The sequence below is a fragment of the Vibrio sp. 10N.222.55.B11 genome (genome assembly GCF_041473705.1).
GTDB classification, from domain to species: Bacteria; Pseudomonadota; Gammaproteobacteria; order Enterobacterales; family Vibrionaceae; genus Vibrio; species Vibrio crassostreae_C.
The window spans coordinates 1-23944 of the sequence record NZ_JBFRST010000074.1; the positions used below are offsets into that span (position 1 = coordinate 1).

Below are 23944 nucleotides of genomic sequence, written 5' to 3' on the forward strand. Positions count from 1 at the left end.
TTTAACTGATCGGCATTACTGATTTTCAGGGCTCTTTTTCGTTTAATGGTCAGGTAGATCGTATCTGCCTTAATATTCACTCTTCTCTCGAACAAAGCGCGCAAACTTGGGTTTTCCGTTTTGAGTAAAACCATTGTAACGAAAGGTAATACGGCTGCCGATCTCTGGCGGTGCGAGTCTCATTTGGTCACTGAACCCGCTGCCTATATAAAATTCCACACCCTCTTCTGTGTGAACCAAGATTGAACCCATCATCCCTTTATACTTCCCTGTCCCACCCTTGTAGCCAATAACTGTGGCTTCGGCATCATGATGCCTTTTCAGCTTTAACAGGTCATTACTTCTGCCTGCTTGATAACGACTGGTGATTTTTCTAAGCATCAAACCTTCACCATTACGCTCATCGACATTATCGAGTTGATGGAACAGTGCTTCCTCATTATGAATCGGTACATGTTCGATGTAGCTGACATGAGATTCTCCAATCACACTTACCCAATGCAAAATGTTGTAATAGCGCTTTTGATAATCTCCTGCGGCGCCGGGCATATCAAACAGCATGAAATCAATTTGGCGCCATGCAGTGTCACTCGGCGTATGATCGAGAACGGTAGATTGAACGAGATGGAACTTGCCCCTTCCTGCCCACAACTCTCCTTCGAGATGGACCTTAGGCAAGTTTTCAGTAAACCACTTGGGTGAGTAAATGCGATTACCATTGCGTGTATAAAGATGTTGTCCGTCCCAAAGAGCCCGAATTCCATCAAGCTTTTCACTCTTCCAGTATTCAGAAACATCAATGCCTTGTTGGTATGTATTGGCCAGTACCAAATGGTCGGGAGGTAAATAGGATGAATGAGAAGAGAGCGAACACGCCCATAGAGTTGCTATCGCCAATTTAGTTAATCTCATCATCTGCTCCGTATTGATATCTGTAGTGGTCAACAAACGCCTTTAATCCTAAGCGTTCTGACACGTAGGTAGACAACCTTTGCTAGAAGATGCGATCCACTCATCAACCTTATCTAACCTTTTCATTTATTCATTAAATTAATGACCTATAACTCTCATATATTCCGCCGTTTTTAGTTCTCATATTGAGAAACGTCTTTTCTCAATTTGAGATAGGAATTCGTACTAAACATAAATTACTGAAAAATAACAACATAAAAGTTGGCACATTCAGTGCAGTTGTCCATACATACTTAAAAGGAGATATCGCTATGGAACTACGTAAGACTGATTTAAACACAACGACACTGACACTTTCTATTTTCGGTGATCTGGATGCAGCAGGCAGTCGTGATGCACAAACCGACATCGATGATGTGATTTCTAACGATGGTCACCCTGAAATCGAAGTTGATTTTAGCCAAGTTGAGTTTTTAGATTCATCTGGTGTTGGCGCGATTGTTTATATGTTCAAACGTCTGACTGAGCGCGAACGCAACATGCGACTTGAAAATGTGACGGGGCAACCGCTTGAAATTATGAACCTACTACGTATTGGCCACGCTATCCCAGTAAATTCAAAAAATCCTGCAAATTCATGAAGACCCACTAAGCTAGAAGTAACAAAAAATAATAAGAAAAATTAGAAACATAGGACGTTGGCATGAAAATACTGAAAAACTACATAGCCCTTTCTCTGTCCGCTCTCGTTCTGGGTGGCTGTACTAGCTATCCTGAACAAGGCACAGGGGGTTTGGCTGAAAGTTACGATTCTATTAACTATCAAAACTCAGACTTCTCTCCTGTCATGCCAGACGAGCCTCTTGGTCCAGAACATGGATTACGCTTTGATTGGCAGCTCGCTAAATTGCACCTTGATGCTTTGATCCAAGAAGGTGCTCGTTGGTGTTTCCCAGCTGCTGTTGTTCAAGCAATCGAAAAGCAAAATCGTATTGCTCGTGAACTTCAAGGCGGTCTACTACTGGATGCAGCCAACGACTTAGTGATCCAAAGAAAACGCCTAAATGAACTTGAGGTCCAACTGGATTACGTAACTTCACAAGCCCGCTGTGAGCCACCAAAAAATGAAAATCAATTTAGAATGCAACTGTCGGTTATTGAACAGTTGTATGACCTGCTTAATGTTGACAACCAATTTGCGGAAAACTCGACTGAAGTAAATCCTAAATATATGGGAAGACTGGCCGAGGCGACCACTTTACTTAAAGAACACAAATCCCTAGACCTTGTTGTTACCGGCCATGCTGATGCAACGGGTGCCGAAGAATACAACGACAAGTTAGCACTTGGACGAGCGAAACAAGTCGAACGCTACCTGACTATTTTTGGACTAGGCGCTCAACGAATCAAAGCCGTCTCTGTTGGCGAAACCGTCCCTCTTTTTGAAGGTGAATCCGACGGCACGCGTTTAACGAACCGCCGAGTAAGTATTGAAATTGTCTCGCCTAAGAATGCCGAGAAAATGGGAGGTGGATTATGAAATCCTTGATCGCTTTTATCATCACCCTATCGTTATGCTTTGCGAATGTCGTCAATGCTAACGATGAGTTTTCAGACGCGGTTCAAGTCGGTGATCTAATCCAAGTTAACGTACCCGGTGAAAGTACCTTAAACACGGGGTTCCAAGTGGATAAGCGTGGCCGTATTACCCTTCCTGAAGTAGGCGCTGTGTTTGTTGCGGGTTACGACAGCGAACAGCTTAACAAAGTCGTTCTAGAGTCGCTGGCAACCGCTTACAAAGATCTTTCGAACGCTTCAGTGTATGTAAAAGAGCAGCAAATCATCATCTACGTGCAAGGTTATGTAGAACAGCCTGGCGAATACACGCTCTCATTAGGTTCTAGCATCCAAATGGCACTTTACGCTGCGGGTGGTTTACGCCCGGGCGCGCAACTGGATAAGCTGATTCTTAAGCGAGGCGCAGATAAGAAAGAGTTTAACTACAAACGATTCCTTGATTCAGGAGACGAGTCAGCATTACCTACTCTTCAATCACTGGATTCACTATTCGTTCCAGCTTCTCCATTAGTCGGTAACATCGAGCAAGAGTTTGACGCAGCAAAGCTTGCTAACTCAGGTGACAGTGCTGATTCTCGTAACTCCATCAAAGTGTTTGGTGAGGTGAACGCGCCGGGTTCGTTCACTTACAAAGAGAACACCGACCTTGTCGACGTACTTATGCGTTCGGGCGGCGTAACTCGTTATGCCAGTGTTGAGCAAATCCGAGTAATTTCGAACAACACCCCAACGCTATTCAACCTAAAACGTTACTTAGATTCTGGTGACGAAAGTCTGCTTCCAATTTTACGCCCGGGTGCGACCATTTTCGTTCCCAAGCAAGAAGAAGAGATCAAATCTGGCGCCAACATGGTTTACGTAATGGGCGAAGTCGCAGCCCCTGGTGCTTTTGAAGGCAAAAGAGACGCGACCTTTATGGATATCTTGGCGAATGCGGGCGGCCCAACTCGATTTGCAGAGTCACGACAAATCCGTGTTATCAAAGCAGATGGCAGAGTGCTTAAATTCGATTTAGCGGCTTACACTGAAGGCTTACCTAACTCTAACCCTCCTAGCATCAAAGCTGGTGACGCGATTTTCGTTCCCGAGAAAACCGACATGAACGAGAAGTCTTGGTTGAAAATCACGCCAGACAGAGCAGTTAACGTGATTGGTGAGGTGAATCGACCTGGTCGTATTGAATGGTCAGATGAAATGAATTTCATGGGATTATTGGCACACGTCGGTGGCCCTACGCTACGCGCTGACACATCGAAAATCGAAGTTGTTACTGGTAGAAAGCTAGTTGTGTTTAACCTTGATGATTTTATTCGAAATGGTGCGCCACGTGACCAAATGCCACAAATTCGAGCGGGCTCTATCGTGCGTGTTCACGACTTGCCACAAGATCCTTCAGACAATAAATCACAATGGGTTCGTCAAAGCTCTGATGCTTCGATCTACATCTTTGGACAAGTGAATGCACCCGGTCGTTACCGCTTCACCAAAGACATGCACTTCCTTGATATCTTGTCTGCGGCTGACGGTCCAACAAAGGATGCCGACATCCACAACGTTCGAGTAACGCATCGTGACAAAACCTATTCGCAAGTAAGCAAACTTAACTTATCACTGTACTTCGAAACCGGTGACGAATCGTTACTGCCAAACGTAACCACTGGCGACACGATTTACATCCCAGAGAAAGGCAAAAACTGGTTAGATACACCGAAAGAAGAAACCGTTCGTGTGCTTGGTGCGATTAACAATCCGGGGCGTTATGTGTTCAACGACAACATGACCATTCTAGATATTCTGGCAGAAGCAGCAGGACCTACCGACAATGCTTATGTAGAAAAAATTACCATCGTCAATATGTCTTGCTGCCAAGGTCAGGCTCGTACTTTTGACCTTGTTGAATTCAGCAAAACGGCGAACATTTACAATTTGCCGGTGCTACGCGCTGGTGACACGATTTACATCCCAGACCGTCGCGAAAGCTTTATTGAAAAAGCACGCGTCGGACTTGATGACATACTGCGTATCACCACCACCATCGTATTAATAGGAGCTTTATAATGACAATTTCAGCGACCCATGCCGAAGTCGAGCAACTGTATTTAGCTTCTGAACTTAACGGCCAAAAATCAATATGCGTCACCGCCTGCCATTCAGGTGACGGTGTAACATCTATTGCAACCGCATTAGCCGAGCGTTTTCTTCTTGCGGGTCATTCAACGCTTTATGTTGATCTCAACTTATTCAACCCTGCTTTCAAAGATTTGAATATGCTAGAAGATAATCAGCAAGGTCAACTGATAGAACATGTTGAATCTCAGCGTACGTTTATCGGTGTCCCTGCTCCACAAGTTGCTTCAACGCAATTGGCTTATAAAGATCCGACAACGTTACAAAAAGTGGTCAACAAATGGTTAGAGAAATACGACAGAGTCATCATTGATACCTCACCGCTTCTCAACATAAACAAAGGCAATATTCCGGCGCAGTCTGTCGCGAGCGCTTGTGGCAGTACACTAATTGTTGTCGCCTATGGAGAAACGTCGAGTCACCACCTAGAACAAGCGAAAAAGCTGCTTGATGCACAAAGTATCAATCTAATGGGCTGCGTGATGAACATGAAACAAAAGCCTAGCTTTGCACAAGAGTTGGTCAGACAAATCAATCGAATGAAATTTATCCCCGTTAAGCTTCGCGATAGCTTGGCAAACAAGCTGTATCAAAATGAGTTTTTGAACCTTCCTATGTAACTTTCTTTTGCTACTTTCTGGCTGTCATTAAAACCATGACAGCCGCCAATCGTATTAGACTTCAAGCTCCAACTGCTCTGAATGATTCAAAACCAAATTGGGTGTTTTTGGCGAAATTGTTATTAAAAATAAGATTTAAAAAACCATTCAACGCATTTCACACACGTCATTCATGGTCTTACCACCTTTAAATCCCTTCAAAAATAAACAGCCCCACACCTAACTTTAGCGGTAATGTGACACAGACGGTTAAAGTGCCATGTAAATCGCATCAAAGATGGAATTCGTACGATTATTCCCTAAGATTATAAATAGAGGTGGTTTTTGACGAATTTGTAATAGTTTGACAAAGTTATCCGATGGCTGTTGAAACACAGTGGATGAATTGGCAAATCACACTTCACTGACTTTGCACGTTTATCTATTCAAACTTCACCCATCCCTCCTTCTGCTCAAATGGTTCAAATACACGGAAAGGATCACCATCGAGCAATTTAGATAATCAATTTACCTTGGTTACCTTAGTTGTATTATTAAAGAGAAAGGAAACTCAATATGAAATACAAGTTAAGCTCCGTATTTTTGTTAGTAGCAGCAGCCAGCGGTAATGCTAACGCTGGAGAATGTGGCAGCGTAACAATCGCAGATATGAACTGGAACTCTGCAACACTGATCGCCAATATCGACCAATTCATCCTTGAACATGGTTATGGGTGTGATGCTGAACTTATCCCTGGCGACACTATGCCAACAGGCACGTCTATGATCGAAAAAGGCCAGCCTGATGTTGCACCTGAACTTTGGAGCAACAGCTTAAAAGACGCATTAGATAAAGGTGTTGAAGAAAAACGTCTTCGCTACGCAGGTAAAGCACTTGTGAACGGCGGCGAAGAAGGCTTTTGGGTTCCAGCTTACCTAGTAAAACAGTACCCTGAAATGGCAACCATCGAAGGCGTACGCAAAAACGCAAGCTTATTTAAACACCCTGAAGACCCAGATACATCTGCATTCTACAGCTGCCCTGCAGGCTGGAACTGTCAGATCAGCGCCGGAAACTTGTTTAATGCTCTTGAGCTAGAAAACAGCGGTTTCACGATTGTTGATCCAGGCTCGAGTGCCGGCTTATCTGGCTCTATCGCAAAAGCTTATGAACGTGAAGAAGCTTGGTTTGGTTACTACTGGGCACCGACCGCTGTTCTAGGTAAATACGACATGGTTAAAGTCGACTTTGGCAGTGGCGTTAATGAGGAAGAGTTCCTTAACTGTACCACCAAAGAAGATTGTGAATCGCCAAAAGCAACCATGTACCCGCCTTCACCTGTCCACACGATTACCACTGAAAGTTTTGCGTCACGTGCTCCTGAAGCGTACGACTACTTTACTAAACGTGGTTTCACAAACGACAAAATGAACTCGCTACTTGCTTGGATGGAAGACAACCAAGCTGATGGCGAAGAAGCGAGTCTGCATTTCTTAAGTGAATTCCCAGAAGTATGGCACCCATGGGTTTCTGAAGAAGTGGCTAAGAAAGTTGAAGCTCAGCTGTAAGAGCTTGATTTAATAACAAGTAATTACGCTTCAACAATAAAACAGAAATAACGTCGCTATACTTGATGTTATTCATGATTCGGAGCCCTTTTCATTAGCGATTTTCTTATCGCATGGACAAGTGGCTCCGAACTATAAGGATATAAAATGGCTGACAGCAATTGGTTATCAAGCTTTCCAGAGATGGAACGCGGTGATTTACGAACCATAAAAAAGACGCTAGATGGCGCATACCGTGAATTTTCCCGTGAATACGGCGAAATGATTGAATCTCTCTTTGACCCTCTTCTTTCATTCCTCGTTTGGTTTGAAAAACTCCTTATCTCAACACCTTGGATTATAGTCCTGGCTGTGTGTACCAGCCTTGTCTACGCAGCAAGCCGTTCTTGGAAACTGGCTCTAGGCTGTGTTGCTTCTCTACTTCTCATTGGTTACTTTGGAATGTGGGAAGACACCATGCGGACGCTCAGTATCATCACTGTATGTACCTTGGTTTCAATATTCTTGGGCATTCCGATTGGTATTGCGATGGCTCGTTCAAATCGAGCTCAGTCAATTGTTACGCCGATGCTCGATATCATGCAAACCATGCCTGCGTTCGTTTATTTGATTCCAGTGGTAATGCTACTGGGCATCGGTAAGATTCCAGGGCTAATCGCCGTGGTTATCTACGCGATTCCACCTGTAATTCGTCTAACTAACCTAGGCATACGCTTAGTTGATAAAGAAGTCCTTGAAGCCGCTACCGCTTTCGGTGCGAGCAAAAAGCAACGCTTATGGGGTGTTCAACTTCCTCTAGCAATGCCAACGATCATGGCGGGTATTAACCAAACCATCATGATGGCACTGTCTATGGTTGTTATCGCATCCATGATTGGTGTGAAAGGCCTAGGACAACCGGTTCTCAAATCGATTACTAACCAGTACTTCACATTAGGCTTGATGAATGGTTTCGCCATCGTTGCCCTCGCAATCCTTTTTGACCGCGCTTCACAAGCGTACGCAAGAAGAACTAATGCGCATTTAGGAGGATTCAAGCATGACTAAACCATTGATTGAAATTAGTGGTCTGTACAAGGTGTTTGGACCGAAACCAATGTCTGTTATGAACCGAGTTCAAAACGGCGAACACAAAGATCAGATTCTTGCGGATACGGGTCATACCGTTGGTTTAAAAGAGATCAACCTTGAGATTAACCGTGGTGAAATCTTCGTTATCATGGGGCTTTCTGGCTCGGGTAAATCGACGCTGATTCGCCACTTCAACCGTTTGATTGACCCGACTCAAGGTAAAATCATGGTTGAAGGCATTGATGTGATGAGCCTCAACACTAAACAGCTAGAAGAGTTCCGTCGTCATAAAATGTCGATGGTATTCCAACGCTTTGGCTTAATGCCTCATCGCACTGTGGTTGAAAACGTTGCGTATGGGTTGGAAGTACAAGGCATCAAAAAAGAAGACCGTTTAGCAAAAGCCAACGAATGGTTAGAAACCGTGGGCTTGAAAGGTTACGGCAAGCAATACCCTGCGCAACTTTCAGGTGGTCAGCAACAACGTGTTGGCCTTTCTCGCGCTCTGTGTACTAACGCTGAAATCTTGTTAATGGATGAAGCCTTTTCGGCACTCGACCCTTTGATTCGAAGTGAAATGCAAGATCAGCTTATCGAACTTCAAGAGAAGCTTCATAAGACGATTGTTTTCATCACTCATGATCTGGACGAAGCACTCCGCCTAGGCGATAGAATCGCAATTTTGAAAGACGGCGAGTTAGTACAACAAGGCACACCACATGAGATTCTGCTAAATCCAGCCGATGATTACGTGGAAGCGTTCGTGAAAGACGTAAACCGTGCTCGTGCACTGACCGTTGAAACCGTTATGCAGCCTCCTCTGTATCGAATCACATCAGAAACAATTGAAGGTGCTTTGGCACAAATGAAGATGCTTAAAAACGATTACGCTTATCACGTAACAGATGACGGCTATCAAGGCCTAGTCACACAAGAAAGTCTACAAGACGCCGTTGAAGATTCATCGGTACATGATTTTAGTGATGAGATATACGAAGAAGTCCCTGCCATCTTACCAGATGCGGTGATTGAAGAAGTGCTACCGGACACTATGTCTTGTGACTACTCTCTTCCAGTTGTTGATGAAGACGGTAATCTAAAAGGTGAACTCGAGAGAAGCGCTGTTGCTGATATCTTCTCAGAAAGTAGCGAGGAAGAAGTAGAAGCCGACCCAAAGCCAAAAATTGATAAAGCTTCGTAGTCCTACTTTTCGTGATTTAAAGCACGGCTGTTTAAATTATCATTGTTTGGGTTATCGTTATTTGAGTTATTGCTATTTAGATTAGCCTAAACTACATAAACCGCTTTAAGACCACTGTTGTTATTTCACTGCAGTGGTCTTTTTTATTTGTATCGGGCTCGTTTTCTTCTGAGATCTACCCGCACCTTAGGCTTTATAGGCACCTAAGTTTATATTTCATAAGAGAAAACAAAATAAAATCAGTCCGTTAGGTTTGTCACAAACCCAATAGCAAGATGAGTGAGATGCCAATTAAATGCTCTATTTGTACGGCAACCAGTTGAAATTATTCTAGAAAATGACTAAAACTTAATAGTATTAACAGATATTAAGCTCAATAAAAGGACTTAGTTTGATGAATTCTACTTTAGCGTCAGACGCAGCTACAAATCTAAACTCACAACAAGTGAGCGAGCTTGTCGATGAAAGCGTTCTGGAGCAAATGATTCGCGATACAAGTGCGGACATTATCCCTATCTTGATCGACCATTATGTCGAAGAATCACAAACACGCTTGGTCGCTATAAAAGAGGCAGTCACGCAGAAAGACGCTCAAACACTTGAGTTCGAGGTCCACACTCTCGGCAGCACAGCGCTTTCGTTAGGTAATCGCCCTTTGGGTGAATTAGCTCGAGCTTTAGAAAAGCTATGTTTAGAACAGAGTCATGATGCGGCATTTCGACAAGTTGACGAATTACTAGAACTCGCAGAGCGTTCAATCAAAGCCTTGCTTGAAAGAAAAAAGGCTGGTTTCAGCGAGCTCTGAATGCTCATTAGTATCAGTATCGGTATCAGATAAAACTCAACATATTCGTTATTAATATAGTCGCCATAAGATGGGCTCCATCATGAACAGCAATGCGAGAAGTTATACAGGCCGCTTCTTAAAAGATTGCATGTGGTAGATAACAAATACACAAGACTCGTATTGATGGTTGCATATCACTATGTTATTGATTGGTTAGGATAAAGTTTCAAAAGGAATACACAATGCGCCCTAAGGTATTGTTAGTTGAAGACTCCACCTCACTCGCCGTACTCTACAAGCAGTACGTAAAAGACGAGCCCTATGATATTTTCCACGTCGAAACCGGCGCGGAAGCTAAGACCTTCATTGAAAGGCACTCTCCACAGCTTGTGATTCTCGACCTTAAGCTTCCTGACATGCCAGGCGAAGAAGTCTTAGATTGGATTACTGCTAACGAAATACCGACCGCTGTCATCATCGCGACAGCGCATGGTTCAGTAAACATCGCGGTAGACCTTATCCAACGCGGTGCAGAAGACTTCTTAGAGAAACCCATTCAAGCCGATCGACTCAAGACCTCTGTTAGCTTGCATCTAAAAAGAGCGAAACTCGAAAACCTCGTCGATAACATGCAAAGCAAATTCGATCGTGATCGTTTTCATAATTTCATTGGCTCTTGCCTACCCATGCAGGCGGTTTACAAGATCATTGATTCGGTAGCACCAACCACTGCCAGCGTGTTTATTAACGGCGAAAGTGGTACAGGTAAAGAAGTGTGTGCGGAAGCGATTCACCAAGAGAGTCAGCGTAATGGTAAACCCTTCGTGGCCATTAACTGCGGCGCTATCCCTCGAGACCTAATGGAGAGTGAAATCTTCGGTCACGTTAAAGGTGCGTTTACCGGTGCGACAACCGACCGTAAAGGTGCAGCAATGCAAGCGCATGGCGGTACCCTATTTCTCGATGAGCTTTGTGAAATGGAACTGGAGATGCAGAAGAAGCTCCTCAGATTTTTGCAAACTGGTACGTTTACTCCACTCGGTGGCAACCGCGAGATTAAAGTGGATGTCAGAATTATCTGTGCGACCAACCGCGATCCACTGGTTGAAGTAGAAGAAGGACGTTTTAGAGAAGACCTTTACTATCGTGTTCACGTTGTGCCTATCGAAATGCCACCGCTTCGTGAACGAGGAAGTGACATTGTCACCCTATCTAATCACTTCTTGAAACTGTACGCGAAGCAAGACAAGAAGAAGTTTAAATCAATAGACAAAGAAACGCAGAATCTACTTAAACGTTATGCGTGGCCAGGCAATGTGCGTCAGTTGCAAAACATCATCCGTAACATAGTGGTGTTGAACAATGAAACGAGCGTGACTAAAGACATGTTACCGCCACCGATTAATAAAGTAGATGCCGCTCCATCATCTAAATCAGTGACACCAATTCGAGTAACTGCGCCTCAACCTGCAGTTGTTGAAGCACCAGAAGCTAAGTTGCCACCGATTACTCCGGAAGAGTTGGAACAATCGTCAGTTGCTCAAGCTCACAATGAGCCGATGACGCCTGCATTTACCACAAGCGAAGGTGCTATTCGTCCAATGTGGCAAATAGAACGTGAAGCCATTCAACATGCCATCAATCATTGCGATGGGAATGTGTTAAACGCTGCTGTTCTGTTAGAACTTAGCCCTTCTACTGTTTATCGTAAGAAACAGGCTTGGGAATCGGAAGATGAGTACAATCAAGCCTAACCAAGGTATACTCGACATAAACCTTCATGAGATTTGGCTGTTGATCGACAGCCAAACTTTTGGAGGCATAGAAACGCATGTTTTAGAATTAGCACAAGGCCTGATATCGGAAAGCGCTCAGTATTCAGAGGCTGTTCGTATCGTTCTTTTGACTAAGTTTAATCCTGAAGCGATCATCGTTGAAAAGTTGAATGCGCTGAACATCCCTTTTAGTTACCTCTCCGATTTAGCCTCATGTTCTGTAGATTCAAATGGCAATAGCGCGACACAGCTGAAACGTGCAATTCAACATTATCAACCAAGGCTTATCCATGCTCATGGTTACAAAGCCAGTTTGGTCAGCAAGTTAATCAAGCTTCCGCCTCGTTTCAACAACACAAAGCAAATCACCACTTATCACGCAGGTGAAACCCCAACAGGCAAAGTATGGCTTTATGATTGGCTCGACCGTTACAGCAGTTTTCTTTCTGATCAGTCGCTCGTGGTCAGTGAAAAGATTAAAGCGAAAGTGCCGAGTCAAACCCATCAATTGAATAACTTTGTTAAAATGCCAACCGGGTTAACAAGCTCCCCTTCATCAAGCCCATTCCATGTTGGTTTTGTGGGGCGATTGAGCCATGAAAAAGCGCCTGGTCGATTTGTTGCATTAGCCAAACAGTTTCCTGATGTTCGGTTTGAGCTTTTTGGTGACGGGCCAGAAATGGACATCTTAGTTAAATCGCAGCCTGATAATGTGACCTTTCATGGGCATCAGACCAATATGGACGACGTCTGGAACCAAATCGATCTGTTAATCATCCCTTCTCGCTTTGAAGGCTTACCTATGGCGGCATTAGAAGCCATGATTCGTGGCATTCCCGTTCTCGCCACCTCAGTTGGTAACTTGCCTCAACTCATCGAGCATCAAGTTAACGGCTACCTTGCAAATTCAGAAGCTGAGCTAGAACAGTTTTTATCTTTGTGGATGTCATTGACGAACGAGCAACGTAACTCTCTCAAGAGTCACGCGATAGAAACCGTGAAAAACCAATACTCTCCACAAGCCGTTGTCCCGCAGTTGTTGGAAATCTATCAACTCGACCGTTAATTCTAGCCTTAGTCGATAACTGGTTATTTTGGCTTGATGATTTAAGTACTTTAGACAGTTTTATACTGATTCTCAAAATGACAAAACTCACCTCAAGGCTACGCCCTCACTTAATAATCCAACATTAAATCAGTAAGTTAAACAAAATGCATAACTGGCACTCACTTTGCAATCTTTAACATCAGGCGTAACTACGTCTTAAAAAGATTACGAGCCGAGTCCTAAAGAGTTTATTTGCCAATAGAGGTCACAATGGTCAACCCTGAAGTCAATAGATTGCCAGTCATCATCACGATCAGCACCTTGTGTGTTGGGCTTGGTGTTGTTTGGTACTTTGTGCCTCACCCTGCTGTCATTGTGGCGCTCGCTCTTGTGCCATTGGCCGGGTTATTCGTGTTAAACAAAACATTCTGGTTAGTTTTACTGTTCGTTGTCTTTTCATTTTTCCGAATTCACGAAGCTATACCTCAGCTCTATTCGCTAAAAATACCGCTGATGCTTTCATTAGGCGCTCTGTCGGCTCTTCTATGGCATGCATTAATCAGTAAAGAACTTAAAATCTTCTGGCACCCTTGTTTAAATTGGCTCGCCATATTTTGGGTATTGGTTTTCATTGGTATTATCTTCGCGTCCAACAGGCCAATAGCACTAGCAGAATTCAAGGGCGTTTATTGGAAAATTATAGTGATGACGCTTGCGATTACTTGGCTAGTAAACACCACGGAAAATCTCGCAAAAACCGCGATGACGATTATCTACGCTGGCGCTTTAGTCAGCTCTATTGCCGTGTACAACTCAGTAAATGGTATTGGGCTTGTCGAGGGCTCACGCGTGACTATTGGCCGCGATTTTGGCTCTATGTTAGGTGACCCGAACGACCTAGCACTGGTACTGATGTTCCCACTCGCCTTTACAATAAGCCAAGCCACCACGACTGGCATCTCACGATCCAAACGTTTAATCAGTGCCTTAATTTGTCTGTTACTGCTCGCCGCCATTATTGCCACTCAAAGCCGTGGCGGATTACTGGGTTGTATTGCGGTGATTGGTATTTTTGCGTGGAAGCTAGTGCGCTCTAAAGTTCTCTTAATCTCAGTGGGAACTGTCGCGGCCGTGGTGCTCTATTTAGTTGCTGGTATCTCAGACAGATCTTCTGGTGGTGCCGCTGAACAAGGTATCGATGAATCTGCAATGGGTCGAATCTATGCTTGGGAAGCAGCAATAAAGATGGCAGTTGAGAATCCACTGACCGGCGTAGGGTTGAACAACTTCTTCTCGAACTACTTCTTTTACAGTTCGCATTGGGACGGACTGAATCACGCCGTTCACAGTACCTGGTTTGGTGTGTTGGCAGAAACAGGCTTTATTGGTCTGATCATTTTTGTCTGCCTTATCGTTTCTTTGGTCAAAACCTCTCGCTCTACGCTAACGAGGTTAAAAAACTCGGCCACAGAAATCGCCCCCGAACTCAATGCGGTCGCCTATGCGATCTATGCAGGTCTGATTGGAACAATCGTGTCGGGTACATTTTTGACTCAAGGCTTCAACTGGCCGATTTATATCCTCGCAGCACTCACAGTTTGCGTCTCAAATGTATCTCAAACTGCCTGTCAAAATGAGAAAACCTAAAAGACACATTTTAACCTATTGAAAATATTATATTTATTAGATGGCACAATATATGAAAGTACTTCTATATAACAAAAAAGAGGATTTTCATTATGACGTCAGTATCTATACATCAATTCAAACATTGGCTTAAGTTTCATCCTAATTCTCGAATTAGAAATGTGTTTTTCATTTTGAAAAACATCAGAAGCGCAGAGCTACCTACCCCTAAACTATTTAATCGCTGTCTATATCAAGCGCACAAGCTAGTGGTGAATCTGGTTTCTGGCTTTACGCGATTCTTCTACTGGACTCCGGCTTTCAAAGGTCGTGTGGCTCAATGTGGCAAACGCCTGTATTTGTATGGTGGACTGCCTTTCGTCAGCGGTCCGGTGCAAATTACGATTGGCGACAACTGCCGTATCTCTGGCCACACGACATTCTCTGGTTGTACTCAACAACTTGAAGGCTTGGAACACCCACTATTGTCGATTGGCAATAACGTCGACATTGGTTGGCAGTCGACTATCGCTGTTGGAGGTAAAGTGGTTATCTCTGACAACGTACGAATCGCAGGCGGCGCTTTTCTATTTGGATACTCTGGACACCCGCTTGATGCAAAACGCCGAGCGCTAGGTGAAGGTGACGACCCTCAGCAAATCGGTGACATCATTCTTGAACCCGATGTTTGGTTAGGCACGAATGTGACGGTTAAAGGTGGCGTAACCATCGGCGAAGGTGCCGTAATAGCCGCAGGCAGCGTAGTAACAAAGAACATCCCGGCTTTTGCAATCGCAGGCGGTAACCCAGCTCGAGTTGTCGGTCACATTAAACCCGTTGAAGTGACAGAATCCGATATGTTCGATTCGTTAGAGACTCATGGAGGTGACCATGCGTGATTTAATCGTATTTGGTGAAGACTTTGGTGGCCTACCTTCATCGACTCAACATTTAGTTCGTCACCTTGCTAAGCAACACAAAGTCTTATGGGTCAACTCTATTGGCTTAAGACAACCGAAGCTGTCCGCTAAAGATGCCAGCCGAGCGTTCAACAAGTTGTTTGGTAAAACCAAAGCCGTTACTCAAAACATGCTCGACTCTGAGGGACACGACAACATTACTATCGTTAACTTAAAGACAATCCCTGCGCCTGCTTCTAAATTTTCTAGAAAGTTGGCTCAGCAAATGATGTTGCACCAACTAAAACCGATTATTGCGGAGCTTAATCTGAACGCGCCTATCCTATGGACTTCTCTTCCGACCGCTGTTGATTTGTGCGGACACTTAGGCGAGTCATCTGTGGTCTATTACTGCGGTGATGATTTTAGCGCGCTGGCTGGTGTTGATCATGACACCGTTGCACAGCACGAATCAGAGCTAATCGAAAAATCAACGCTTATATTCGCGGCTAGCAAAAAATTGATGGGTAAATTTCCAAAGCATAAAGCGCACTTGCTACCACATGGTGTCGACGTAGACCTATTTTCAACACCCGCACCAAGAGCAAAAGATTTACCAAGCAACCACCGCCCTATTGCTGGTTTTTATGGCAGCCTTTCTAAGTGGCTTGATTATGAAATGATTGATCATGTTGCGAATGCGATGCCGGAATGGGACTTTGTTTTCATAGGTCCAAACGAGCTTGATACGCTCATGCTACCTAAGTTGAGTAACGTACATTACCTTGGCCCTCGTCCACACCACACGCTACCAAGCTATTCTCAACACTGGGATGTGAGCTTGTTGCCGTTTGTTGATAACGAGCAGATCCGAGCGTGTAGCCCACTCAAACTAATGGAATACCTTGCGGCGGGCACACCCATTATCACAACACCGTTCCCTGCTTTGGTTCCATATCAAGGGCACGTAACCACGGTTGGCAGTGCCAACCAAATGATTTGGGCGCTTGATCATGCACGCGAGCTAAGCAACTCACCTATCTCTGTCGTCGAACAAGAGAGCTGGCAGAACCGCGGTAACTTCGTACATTGGATGTTGGAGCTATTATGAATAATCTGAAATTGCGGTTATTAGTCATCATCAATGCGATGTGGCGCCAACGCTACGTTATCGTTCTGCCAATGCTTATTTTGCCCTTTGTAGGCTTTGGTGTGAGCAAGTTGGCTCCAACTAAATATGACGCGCATACCAGTATGTTGATTCAAGAAACGGCCAAGATGAATCCATTCTTGGAAGACATTGCCGTTTCGACGATGCTCAAAGATCGACTTAACGCATTGAGAACACTGCTTCACAGTCGACATGTGCTTTACTCGGTCGCTGATGAACTGCAATTAACCACGCCAGATATGCCTGAAATTGAGAAACAAGAGATCATTACTGACCTGTCTCAACGTCTAACGGTGACTCAGCTTGGAAAAGATTTTCTAAAGATAAGTCTAACGTCGAACACACCAAATGGAATGGAAGCGACGCTGCGCTCGGTAAGTGAACATTTCATTGAACAGTTACTCGCACCGGAACGTTCATCGATTGAAGATTCAAGTAACTTCTTGAAAATCCATATAGACAAACGTAGCGCAGAGCTTGCAGAAGCAGAAGAAGCGCTAGCTGCATACATGAATGAGAATGTTCATTCGACGCCTGAGGTACAGAGCCAAAGTTTGAATCGCTTAGCTTCACTCAAACAAACACTGGCAGAAAAAGAGGCCGAGTTATCGGGTGTCGAAAAAAGTTTAGGGTCAATCGACCAACAACTTTCAAGAACCAACCCTGTGATCGGTAAATTAGAAGACCAGATCATCGACATTCGTAGCGACCTTACCTTGTTACAAGCTAAATACACGGACAAGCACAGTGCTGTGCAAGCTAAAGTGCGTGAGCTAGACAGACTAGAGAATGAACGTAAGAGTTTGCTCGAGGTAACCCAGCCAACGATGAACAGCGACCAGCTTTGGGACATCGCAAGTAGTACGACACTGAACAAACTTTCTGAGACCCAACCTCTTCTGGTCACTCAATTACACAGTCTACAGCTGGTTCGTGCTCGCTTTGAGTCTTTAACTGAAGAGACCAAAAGCCTTCGAACTATGATTTTCGAATTAGAACACAAGGCCAATAACTTCGGCGAAAATGCAAAAGAGATGTACCGCCTTAAACGTCAAGTTGAAATCAAACGTCAACTATATGATGAACTGACAGAGCGTTATGAAATGGCTCAACTAACGGGTTCGCTTGGTGTATTCGAGCAAAACAAACGTGTGAAGATTATCGATTTGCCTTTCACACCGAGTGTCAAATCTAACATGCCGACTTTTGTTTTTATTCTGGCTGGATTCGTTGCAGGTATCGGTTTGGGTATTGGTTTAGCGGTATTGTTTGAACTGTTTGATTCTTCAATCAAACGCAAAGACGAAATCGAAGATATCTTGGGTGTCCCTGTGATAACGGTGATCCCTAAAATGAGCTAGTCAGCCTCAAAGCCATTTTTGACTTGCTAGATTCACAGCTTTCTAATTTCCAAGCTTCGTGCATCCTAGAGCAAAACGCCAACACTCGGTTGGCGTTTTGTTTATTTAGAGCCCCAAGTTCTAATGCTACTTTCGATTTACCCAAGCCCTATGATTCAAACTGCCATTCAATTGTATTTTGTTTTGATTCCCATTTTGAGAAATGAAAACTGCCCTAGAATTAAATAATCTAAACAACTGAAAAATAACGGTTATTTAATTGGCACAACTCCTGCAATCTCCTTGTGTAGTTAAACGTTTTAAAGAAGTTACTTCAAGAGAAACGTCAGAAAGGCGAAACAACAATTATAAAGGCAGGGTCCAAACTATGAATACGCATTTAACGAAGCATGGCAAAAAGATCATACACGTTGTTCAGCACCTTGCACCGGGTGGATTAGAAACCCTAACTCTGGATTTGCTCCGCCTTGCTAAACCAACAGACCAAGTGTTGATTGTCAGTTTAGAGGGTACTAAACAAGAGTCTATAAACAACTGGCCGAAGCTAGAGCCATACAAAAAGCAAATCGTCTTTTTGGATAAAGCACCAGGCGTACAATTCAATATCATTATTAAGCTAATTAAAGCCTTCAACGCGATTCGCCCTGATGTGGTTCATACCCATCATATTGGCCCACTGTTATACGCTGGTTATGCCGCTCGCGTAACCGGGGTTCCAACTCGAATCCATACCGAACATGACGCTTGGCATCTGAACAACAACAAACGTCGTCGATTACAAGCGCTTGCTTTAAAAGCTGCTCAACCAACGTTAGTTGCCGACGCGACACGTGTTTATAACCAACTACGCACTGCTTTTTCTTATGAGAACATCATTACCATCAAAAATGGCGTTGATTGTGAGAAGTTTAAGCCAATGTCGAAAGAACACGCGAGAGCAAAACTAAACCTGCCGACAGACAAACACATCATCGGTTGTGCAGGTCGACTAGAACATGTCAAAGGCCAAGACCAACTTATTAAAGCACTGACTCTTTTACCTGCAAACATGGTTGTCGCATTGGCTGGCGGCGGTACTAAACGCAATCAACTAGAGCAACTGACTAGCCGCTTGAATCTGAGTGACCGAGTCATCTTTCTTGGCTTAGTTGAAGACATGACCACGTTTTACGGAGCGTTGGATACGTTCTGCCTACCTTCACGCCACGAAGGGCTGCCGCTTTCTACACTTGAAGCTCAAGCATGCAATATTCCAACCGTCGCAATGAATGTAGGAGCTGTCGATGAAACCTTATGTCCAGTCAGCGGCGCCCTCGTTAAAAAAGGCAGTATCACGGGATTAGCCAATGCCTTGTTAGAGAATCAAAATGAACGCTTTTTATCACCTCGACACTATGTTCTTAAGAACTTCGACATCATCAAAATGGTTTCGTCTTACAACGACATCTCAGAAGGAGCTTACGCATGATTGATTGGTTGCTTGCGGGACTTTGTTTGTTTTCAGGTGCGTTGATTGTCTATCATCACGCAGCCTACCCTTTGTTACTGCGTTGGTATGCGAAAAGCCACCCCGCACGCAAAGTTGAAGAGAGTCATCGTTGCTACAAAGAGGAACAGCAAGATTGCACGTTGCCGACCATCACCGTTCTTGTTCCTGCATTTAACGAAGAACAGTGGATCGCAGACAAGATTCGTAACCTTGCTTCACTCGATTACCCAAAAAAGAAGTTGGAAGTCATTATCGCTTGCGATGGTTGCACTGATAACACAGTCGCCATTGCACAAATGACCATACAAGAAGCGATGTGCAGTGATGTCTATTTTGAGATACATGACCATCAAGTAAACCGAGGTAAAGTCGCGGTTGTTAATGAAGAAGTGACACGTATAACCAGTGATATCACGGCGATGAGTGATGTTTCTGCCCTTATTTCATTGGATGCTTTGCTTATAGCTGCCGCTCATTTTGAAAGTGACAAGGTTGGAGTGGTAAACGCAACGTATCAACTTTGTCCAACAGGCAATGAAGGCGAAAACACGTATTGGCAGTACCAAACCACGGTTAAAGAGTCTGAGGCTTCATTAGGTTCTAGCTTGGGTTCTCATGGCGCTTTCTACTTGTTTAGAACACACCTGTTTGAACTGCTTCCACTCAACACTATTAATGATGATTTCATCTTACCGATGCAAATCGTTAAACAAGGTTACATCGCCGAATACGAAACCCAAATGGTGGCATTAGAGCTAGAAGAATCGAACCTAGAAACAGACTTCAAAAGAAGACTTCGTATTTCAGCGGGCAACATGCAACAAGCGATTCGATTATTTGCCTTGTTCAGCCCGAAGTTTAAAGGCATCGCGTTTGCGTTCTTTTCAGGAAAAGGACTTCGCCTACTCACTCCCTATTTAATGATTGTGTGCTTAGTGTGCTCAATCTTACTTAGCAACTACTTGGTATTTGAAGCGCTGTTATGGGCTCAAGTTACCGTTTATACCATTGGCGTCCTTGGCTGCATCTTGCCAAAGCGTCTAGTAAACAAACCTATTTCATTAATCTCTTATTTGATAGTTGGACACTACGCCAACTTCATTGGTGGCATTCGTTACCTAATCGGACTAGAAAACTCACCTTGGACACGAGCAAATCATTAAGGACTTATTATGATGAACATCGAACAGCTATCTACCCAAAACCTATACCAATACAAAATCTCACGTGCTAAACGTACTTTCGATTTTGTAAGCTCACTGATTGCTTTGATTTTGCTAGCGCCCGTATTTTCGTTGATTGCGATGGCGATTGCACTCACTTCTCGTGGCCCTATTTTCTACCGTCAATTGCGCGTTGGTAAATCGACACCGGAGAAAATGGAAATCTTTGAGATCATGAAATTCCGTAGCATGTACGAGGATGCAGAAACTCGCTCTGGTGCAGTTTGGGCTACCGCGAATGACCCGCGAATCACGCCTGTTGGCCGCTTTTTGAGAAAGACACGTCTTGATGAACTGCCACAACTGATCAATGTATTGAAAGGTGAAATGTCTCTAATTGGTCCACGCCCTGAACGCCCTACTTTTTACACCAAACTAGAGAACGAAATCCCTTACTTTGCTGACCGTACATACGGCGTAATGCCTGGTATTACAGGGCTTGCACAAGTAAATCAAGGTTACGACACCTGTATTGATGATGTACGTCGTAAAGTAGGTTTTGACCACAGTTATGCACTAAGCCTATGTTCGGTTAAGTCTTGGATTGCCGCTGATCTCAGCATCATCTCTAAAACAATCATCGTAATGGTAGATGGTCGAGGTCGCTAAACCAGTATGGTCTAATGTGGATACAAAGCCTGTTTTCTATAAAGCCTTAGGGGGCGATTGGAGAGTCGCTAATGAAACACAGAGTGCCGAATTAGCCCACGTTAACTAGACTCGCTGCTCTCGGTTCTCAGTTGAATGGTGTAATAAGGTTTCTTCCCTATCAATTGACGTAAACATTGGCAATGAATGTATAACGCAGATGTGGCTTGAGTTAGGGATTAGAAATTAAGAGCTGAGAGCTCAGAGTTAAGAATTAAGAGTTAAGGCGAGAAAGCTTATATTCATAGAAAACCACGGCACTTTCGTCAGAGGCTTGCTCAACAAAACCTAGCTTATTAAGTAAGTGTGTAGAGGCTATGTTTGAACGGTCGACACCGCCAATCAGTGTGGACCATAACTCGGTTTTTGCGACTTCTGTGATGAAACCCTTCAGTAACTCACTCGCGAAACCCTTGCCCCAGAACTCTTCTGCAAGCAAGTAGCCAATATGAGCATCACTTTCGTCTTCTACATAAGCGAACAGAAAACCAATCAATTGATTATCATTGGATTTCACTTGAAGTAAGCGGCTCTCCGACAACATTCGATCGAGCCAGATTTCAGCCAGTTCACGTGACACAATACCGTGAAAGTATGGAGGAAGGTTTTCAACTACTGACGAGGTTAGAATGTCAGGCACTCTCTCTAGCAGAACCGAACGTTCAGGAACAATAAGTTCACCTGCAACTTCTTCTACTTTTAGTCTTTGAGTTTCAAACGAGATCGCCATGTGTCCTGCCTAATTCGATAAAAATGTGGATTATACACCTGAGTTCTCGTGTTGGCTTCGTTTCCAGGCTAAAGCAAACTAAAGAACAGCCACGCCTTCAACTTCAATCACTGAGTTAACATTTGCTCGCTCGATTATCTTGAGTAACGTCGTTTGAACTAATTCATTATCTCGGATTTCGGTTTCACAAGAAAAACGCTCTTCTTGAACACCATCGCCCTCACCCAGCATAAATTGAACCGCGACTTCCGTTGCGAGATCTTTGGTCGTCCCGTAATACGCTAACGTGATTTTTGGGTATCCGTGGTCGCCTTTTTTAACCTGCTTTGCGATACGTTTTTTGGCTTTATCTAAATTCATACAACTTCCTTTTAAGTTTGAAATACAAGGTGACTAGAACACCTTTTTAAACGGTAAGCAATACAATCAGCGTTGGTTATAGAGATTCCCTAGCCTCTTGATACTAATCAAGATGGTACAGTCTTAGCACTTTAAAGAGTGATAGCTAGAACACAGAAAACCTGTTTAAGAAATATAATGACAACATATAAGAACTACGCGCCAAGAAGTGGGAGATGTTTTCGTTTCTGATAAGTTAAGGCTAACTCCAAGCACTGCTTGATTGGTGCCTCGGGAAGTGGTTCAGTCAGTTTCAAGACGATTGCACGATTACCTTGAAATACCAATGTGCCATCGTGCAATTCTCTGAATGTGTCGATTAGCTTAGTTTGGCAGTTAAAGAACAAGTAATAGTTGTTTGGCGATTTTAATTTCCAATCGATTCGAATTGGACTGCCCGTCTTAACGCTGTAACTCGGCTCGCCCCATTTCAGAGACTCTTCGACTTCACCTAGTTCCAAATCAGAGCAAAGCTCAAAGATTAATGAACGCAACTCTTCAAGCCGAGCTCGAACATCATCGGGATACTCGTCGAAATGTGTTTTGATTGCTCTGTCCATTCAACCTCCGATTCATTTGTTGTGATATTAAAGTCCAGCTCACTTAAAGCATAGAACCTTAAACATTAGCCCAACTTTAAACGAAAAGTGCCAAGCCTAATAAATCATTTTTCGTTTATCTGTTCGTTAGCGGTTTCAAGGCCAGCTTTAAACCGTCCGTATCCTTACAACCAATGTAAACATGCTTTCCATTGTTTAGGCTTAACTTCAGCGCTGAACCTATCGATGCATTATACAACCAGCCATCGCTCAGCATTCGGATGCCAATACCTTGATACCACTTGCTTTGATAGAACGCTGTCTCGGTAATGTCTGACACTTCTACATTCTTACGCCAAAACCCAAAACCGAAATACCAGCTTAGTACATTGTCTTTGACCTCAATGGTCATGGAGAAAAAGAGCAAAGCAATTAAACCATTGATGGCGTGAGCGATTAATGTCCCAGGGTTATTATCCGAGGTAACGACAATGAAAGCACTTATCGCAACAAGGATGAGCAGCAATCCCTTGTTGAATTCCTTACTATAAAACACAGCGACAACTCCTATAGACAACGAACACCCCATTAACTAGCCAACAGCTATCTTACTGCGGCCTTTCTAAATAATCGTAGTGAGTAATGCAGGCATACTCCCACAACCAAACCAAGTAGCATCGCCTTGAGACTACCAACCCAAAGTATCAAACCAGAATAACCTTGTCCCGGGCCTAAGCCTTGTTTATTTATCACATCGACAAACATAAATCCGTTCCACAGCACATGCAGTGATGCTGTAAATCCATGCACACAAATTGCGACAGTTCCAAGTAACTTGTACTTGCTAATGACTGGTGCGCCACAAAAAATGACAACGAGCGCAAAGGTCAAAATCAGAGGGCCCGACAGTACTAAAGTGAGTGTGATTACTTCAACGTGGCTCTCTGTTCCATAACTGTATGTACAAAATACCATTGTCATTGAAAACAAAAGCGAAATGAGTGCGAACCATAGCGTTCTATTCATTGGGGTTCCCTGCCTTAATAGTGGGTTTAGGACAAATTCGATAATCGACAGGAAGAACTAATTACCAAAAATACGGCATGAGAAATGCCCTTGTTACACGACTATTCGATGGACGACTCAGACTTTCACAAACCCAATGTAATGTGAGACTTAGAACACAAGCTAG

Annotated in this window: 22 protein-coding genes and 1 pseudogene; 17 read left to right on the top strand and 6 right to left on the bottom strand. The window is 43.8% G+C overall.

Going from position 1 to position 23944, the window contains the following annotated elements:
• Window positions 1–69: 69 nt before the first annotated feature.
• Window positions 70–912, bottom strand: a complete 843-nt coding sequence (locus AB4503_RS22680) for a DNA ligase (RefSeq protein WP_372115784.1) — start codon at window positions 910–912, stop codon at window positions 70–72.
• A 311-nt stretch (window positions 913–1223) separates the two neighbouring features.
• Between AB4503_RS22680 and AB4503_RS22685 the strand changes: the two genes are divergently transcribed.
• The 17 genes from AB4503_RS22685 to AB4503_RS22765 all read left to right on the top strand — a co-directional run bounded on the left by AB4503_RS22685 (window position 1224) and on the right by AB4503_RS22765 (window position 21045).
• Window positions 1224–1553 carry an STAS domain-containing protein gene (locus tag AB4503_RS22685; protein ID WP_017059596.1) on the top strand — a complete coding sequence of 110 codons (330 nt, stop codon included), beginning with the start codon at window positions 1224–1226 and terminating at the stop codon, window positions 1551–1553.
• A gap of 62 nt (window positions 1554–1615) precedes the next feature.
• Window positions 1616–2452: an OmpA family protein gene (locus AB4503_RS22690; RefSeq protein WP_017067078.1), complete on the top strand. Its 837-nt coding sequence runs from the start codon at window positions 1616–1618 to the stop codon at window positions 2450–2452.
• Window positions 2449–4548, top strand: a complete 2100-nt coding sequence (locus tag AB4503_RS22695; RefSeq protein ID WP_017067079.1) for an SLBB domain-containing protein — start codon at window positions 2449–2451, stop codon at window positions 4546–4548. Before AB4503_RS22690 ends, AB4503_RS22695 begins: the two co-directional genes overlap by 4 nt.
• The gene (locus AB4503_RS22700) at window positions 4548–5237 is read left to right on the top strand and encodes a tyrosine-protein kinase family protein (protein WP_017063892.1); all 690 of its coding nucleotides are present in this window, start codon (window positions 4548–4550) and stop codon (window positions 5235–5237) included. The genes AB4503_RS22695 and AB4503_RS22700 overlap by 1 nt, the downstream gene beginning before the upstream one ends.
• A gap of 555 nt (window positions 5238–5792) precedes the next feature.
• A complete protein-coding gene (locus AB4503_RS22705) occupies window positions 5793–6785 on the top strand; it encodes an ABC transporter substrate-binding protein (protein ID WP_017059592.1) in 993 nt (330 codons plus the stop codon).
• 147 nt (window positions 6786–6932) lie between these two features.
• Window positions 6933–7832, top strand: coding sequence for a proline/glycine betaine ABC transporter permease (locus tag AB4503_RS22710; RefSeq protein WP_017059591.1), 900 nt, complete (start codon window positions 6933–6935; stop codon window positions 7830–7832).
• Window positions 7825–9057, top strand: coding sequence for a glycine betaine/L-proline ABC transporter ATP-binding protein (locus tag AB4503_RS22715; protein WP_017059590.1), 1233 nt, complete (start codon window positions 7825–7827; stop codon window positions 9055–9057). The genes AB4503_RS22710 and AB4503_RS22715 overlap by 8 nt, the downstream gene beginning before the upstream one ends.
• A 394-nt stretch (window positions 9058–9451) precedes the next feature.
• Window positions 9452–9862, top strand: a complete 411-nt coding sequence (locus AB4503_RS22720; protein ID WP_372115749.1) for an Hpt domain-containing protein — start codon at window positions 9452–9454, stop codon at window positions 9860–9862.
• A 224-nt stretch (window positions 9863–10086) separates the two neighbouring features.
• Window positions 10087–11598 (top strand): sigma-54 dependent transcriptional regulator, encoded by a 1512-nt coding sequence (locus AB4503_RS22725; RefSeq protein WP_017059588.1) that lies wholly within the window; start codon window positions 10087–10089, stop codon window positions 11596–11598.
• Window positions 11579–12685 (top strand): glycosyltransferase family 4 protein, encoded by a 1107-nt coding sequence (locus AB4503_RS22730; protein WP_372115750.1) that lies wholly within the window; start codon window positions 11579–11581, stop codon window positions 12683–12685. The genes AB4503_RS22725 and AB4503_RS22730 overlap by 20 nt, the downstream gene beginning before the upstream one ends.
• A 252-nt stretch (window positions 12686–12937) precedes the next feature.
• A complete protein-coding gene (locus AB4503_RS22735; protein ID WP_372115751.1) occupies window positions 12938–14314 on the top strand; it encodes an O-antigen ligase family protein in 1377 nt (458 codons plus the stop codon).
• 92 nt (window positions 14315–14406) lie between these two features.
• The gene (locus AB4503_RS22740) at window positions 14407–15192 is read left to right on the top strand and encodes a DapH/DapD/GlmU-related protein (protein WP_017059585.1); all 786 of its coding nucleotides are present in this window, start codon (window positions 14407–14409) and stop codon (window positions 15190–15192) included.
• Complete coding sequence (locus tag AB4503_RS22745) at window positions 15185–16303, top strand: glycosyltransferase (protein ID WP_136978473.1); 1119 nt, start codon at window positions 15185–15187, stop codon at window positions 16301–16303. Before AB4503_RS22740 ends, AB4503_RS22745 begins: the two co-directional genes overlap by 8 nt.
• Window positions 16300–17724 carry a GumC family protein gene (locus AB4503_RS22750; RefSeq protein WP_372115752.1) on the top strand — a complete coding sequence of 475 codons (1425 nt, stop codon included), beginning with the start codon at window positions 16300–16302 and terminating at the stop codon, window positions 17722–17724. The genes AB4503_RS22745 and AB4503_RS22750 overlap by 4 nt, the downstream gene beginning before the upstream one ends.
• A gap of 367 nt (window positions 17725–18091) precedes the next feature.
• Window positions 18092–19192: a glycosyltransferase gene (locus AB4503_RS22755; protein WP_372115753.1), complete on the top strand. Its 1101-nt coding sequence runs from the start codon at window positions 18092–18094 to the stop codon at window positions 19190–19192.
• The gene (locus AB4503_RS22760) at window positions 19189–20376 is read left to right on the top strand and encodes a glycosyltransferase family 2 protein (RefSeq protein ID WP_372115754.1); all 1188 of its coding nucleotides are present in this window, start codon (window positions 19189–19191) and stop codon (window positions 20374–20376) included. Before AB4503_RS22755 ends, AB4503_RS22760 begins: the two co-directional genes overlap by 4 nt.
• Before the next feature lie 9 nt (window positions 20377–20385).
• Window positions 20386–21045: a sugar transferase gene (locus AB4503_RS22765; RefSeq protein WP_372115755.1), complete on the top strand. Its 660-nt coding sequence runs from the start codon at window positions 20386–20388 to the stop codon at window positions 21043–21045.
• Window positions 21046–21298: 253 nt separating this feature from the next.
• Here AB4503_RS22765 and AB4503_RS22770 read toward each other — a convergent pair whose 3' ends face one another.
• From AB4503_RS22770 to AB4503_RS22790, 5 genes and pseudogenes are all read right to left on the bottom strand, one after another.
• Entirely contained in the window at window positions 21299–21814 is a 516-nt protein-coding gene (locus AB4503_RS22770; protein ID WP_372115756.1) for a GNAT family N-acetyltransferase, read from the bottom strand.
• Window positions 21815–21892: 78 nt separating this feature from the next.
• Complete coding sequence (locus tag AB4503_RS22775; protein ID WP_017059577.1) at window positions 21893–22174, bottom strand: hypothetical protein; 282 nt, start codon at window positions 22172–22174, stop codon at window positions 21893–21895.
• A 194-nt stretch (window positions 22175–22368) separates the two neighbouring features.
• Entirely contained in the window at window positions 22369–22773 is a 405-nt protein-coding gene (locus AB4503_RS22780; RefSeq protein WP_372115757.1) for a DUF1801 domain-containing protein, read from the bottom strand.
• A gap of 104 nt (window positions 22774–22877) precedes the next feature.
• Window positions 22878–23341 (bottom strand): annotated as a pseudogene (locus AB4503_RS22785) (hypothetical protein).
• Between the two features lie 14 nt (window positions 23342–23355).
• Window positions 23356–23778 carry a hypothetical protein gene (locus AB4503_RS22790; protein ID WP_372115758.1) on the bottom strand — a complete coding sequence of 141 codons (423 nt, stop codon included), beginning with the start codon at window positions 23776–23778 and terminating at the stop codon, window positions 23356–23358.
• Window positions 23779–23944: the final 166 nt, after the last annotated feature.

Coding starts and splice junctions, on each gene's coding strand:
- AB4503_RS22765 (WP_372115755.1), top strand. CDS start 20,386: ATGATGAACATCGAACAGCTATCTACCCAAAACCTATACCAATACAAA.
- AB4503_RS22705 (WP_017059592.1), top strand. CDS start 5,793: ATGAAATACAAGTTAAGCTCCGTATTTTTGTTAGTAGCAGCAGCCAGC.
- AB4503_RS22790 (WP_372115758.1), bottom strand. CDS start 23,778: ATGAATAGAACGCTATGGTTCGCACTCATTTCGCTTTTGTTTTCAATG.
- AB4503_RS22720 (WP_372115749.1), top strand. CDS start 9,452: ATGAATTCTACTTTAGCGTCAGACGCAGCTACAAATCTAAACTCACAA.
- AB4503_RS22760 (WP_372115754.1), top strand. CDS start 19,189: ATGATTGATTGGTTGCTTGCGGGACTTTGTTTGTTTTCAGGTGCGTTG.
- AB4503_RS22730 (WP_372115750.1), top strand. CDS start 11,579: ATGAGTACAATCAAGCCTAACCAAGGTATACTCGACATAAACCTTCAT.
- AB4503_RS22685 (WP_017059596.1), top strand. CDS start 1,224: ATGGAACTACGTAAGACTGATTTAAACACAACGACACTGACACTTTCT.
- AB4503_RS22710 (WP_017059591.1), top strand. CDS start 6,933: ATGGCTGACAGCAATTGGTTATCAAGCTTTCCAGAGATGGAACGCGGT.
- AB4503_RS22735 (WP_372115751.1), top strand. CDS start 12,938: ATGGTCAACCCTGAAGTCAATAGATTGCCAGTCATCATCACGATCAGC.
- AB4503_RS22740 (WP_017059585.1), top strand. CDS start 14,407: ATGACGTCAGTATCTATACATCAATTCAAACATTGGCTTAAGTTTCAT.
- AB4503_RS22680 (WP_372115784.1), bottom strand. CDS start 912: ATGAGATTAACTAAATTGGCGATAGCAACTCTATGGGCGTGTTCGCTC.
- AB4503_RS22770 (WP_372115756.1), bottom strand. CDS start 21,814: ATGGCGATCTCGTTTGAAACTCAAAGACTAAAAGTAGAAGAAGTTGCA.
- AB4503_RS22695 (WP_017067079.1), top strand. CDS start 2,449: ATGAAATCCTTGATCGCTTTTATCATCACCCTATCGTTATGCTTTGCG.
- AB4503_RS22690 (WP_017067078.1), top strand. CDS start 1,616: ATGAAAATACTGAAAAACTACATAGCCCTTTCTCTGTCCGCTCTCGTT.
- AB4503_RS22750 (WP_372115752.1), top strand. CDS start 16,300: ATGAATAATCTGAAATTGCGGTTATTAGTCATCATCAATGCGATGTGG.
- AB4503_RS22775 (WP_017059577.1), bottom strand. CDS start 22,174: ATGAATTTAGATAAAGCCAAAAAACGTATCGCAAAGCAGGTTAAAAAA.
- AB4503_RS22755 (WP_372115753.1), top strand. CDS start 18,092: ATGAATACGCATTTAACGAAGCATGGCAAAAAGATCATACACGTTGTT.
- AB4503_RS22725 (WP_017059588.1), top strand. CDS start 10,087: ATGCGCCCTAAGGTATTGTTAGTTGAAGACTCCACCTCACTCGCCGTA.
- AB4503_RS22700 (WP_017063892.1), top strand. CDS start 4,548: ATGACAATTTCAGCGACCCATGCCGAAGTCGAGCAACTGTATTTAGCT.
- AB4503_RS22745 (WP_136978473.1), top strand. CDS start 15,185: ATGCGTGATTTAATCGTATTTGGTGAAGACTTTGGTGGCCTACCTTCA.
- AB4503_RS22780 (WP_372115757.1), bottom strand. CDS start 22,773: ATGGACAGAGCAATCAAAACACATTTCGACGAGTATCCCGATGATGTT.
- AB4503_RS22715 (WP_017059590.1), top strand. CDS start 7,825: ATGACTAAACCATTGATTGAAATTAGTGGTCTGTACAAGGTGTTTGGA.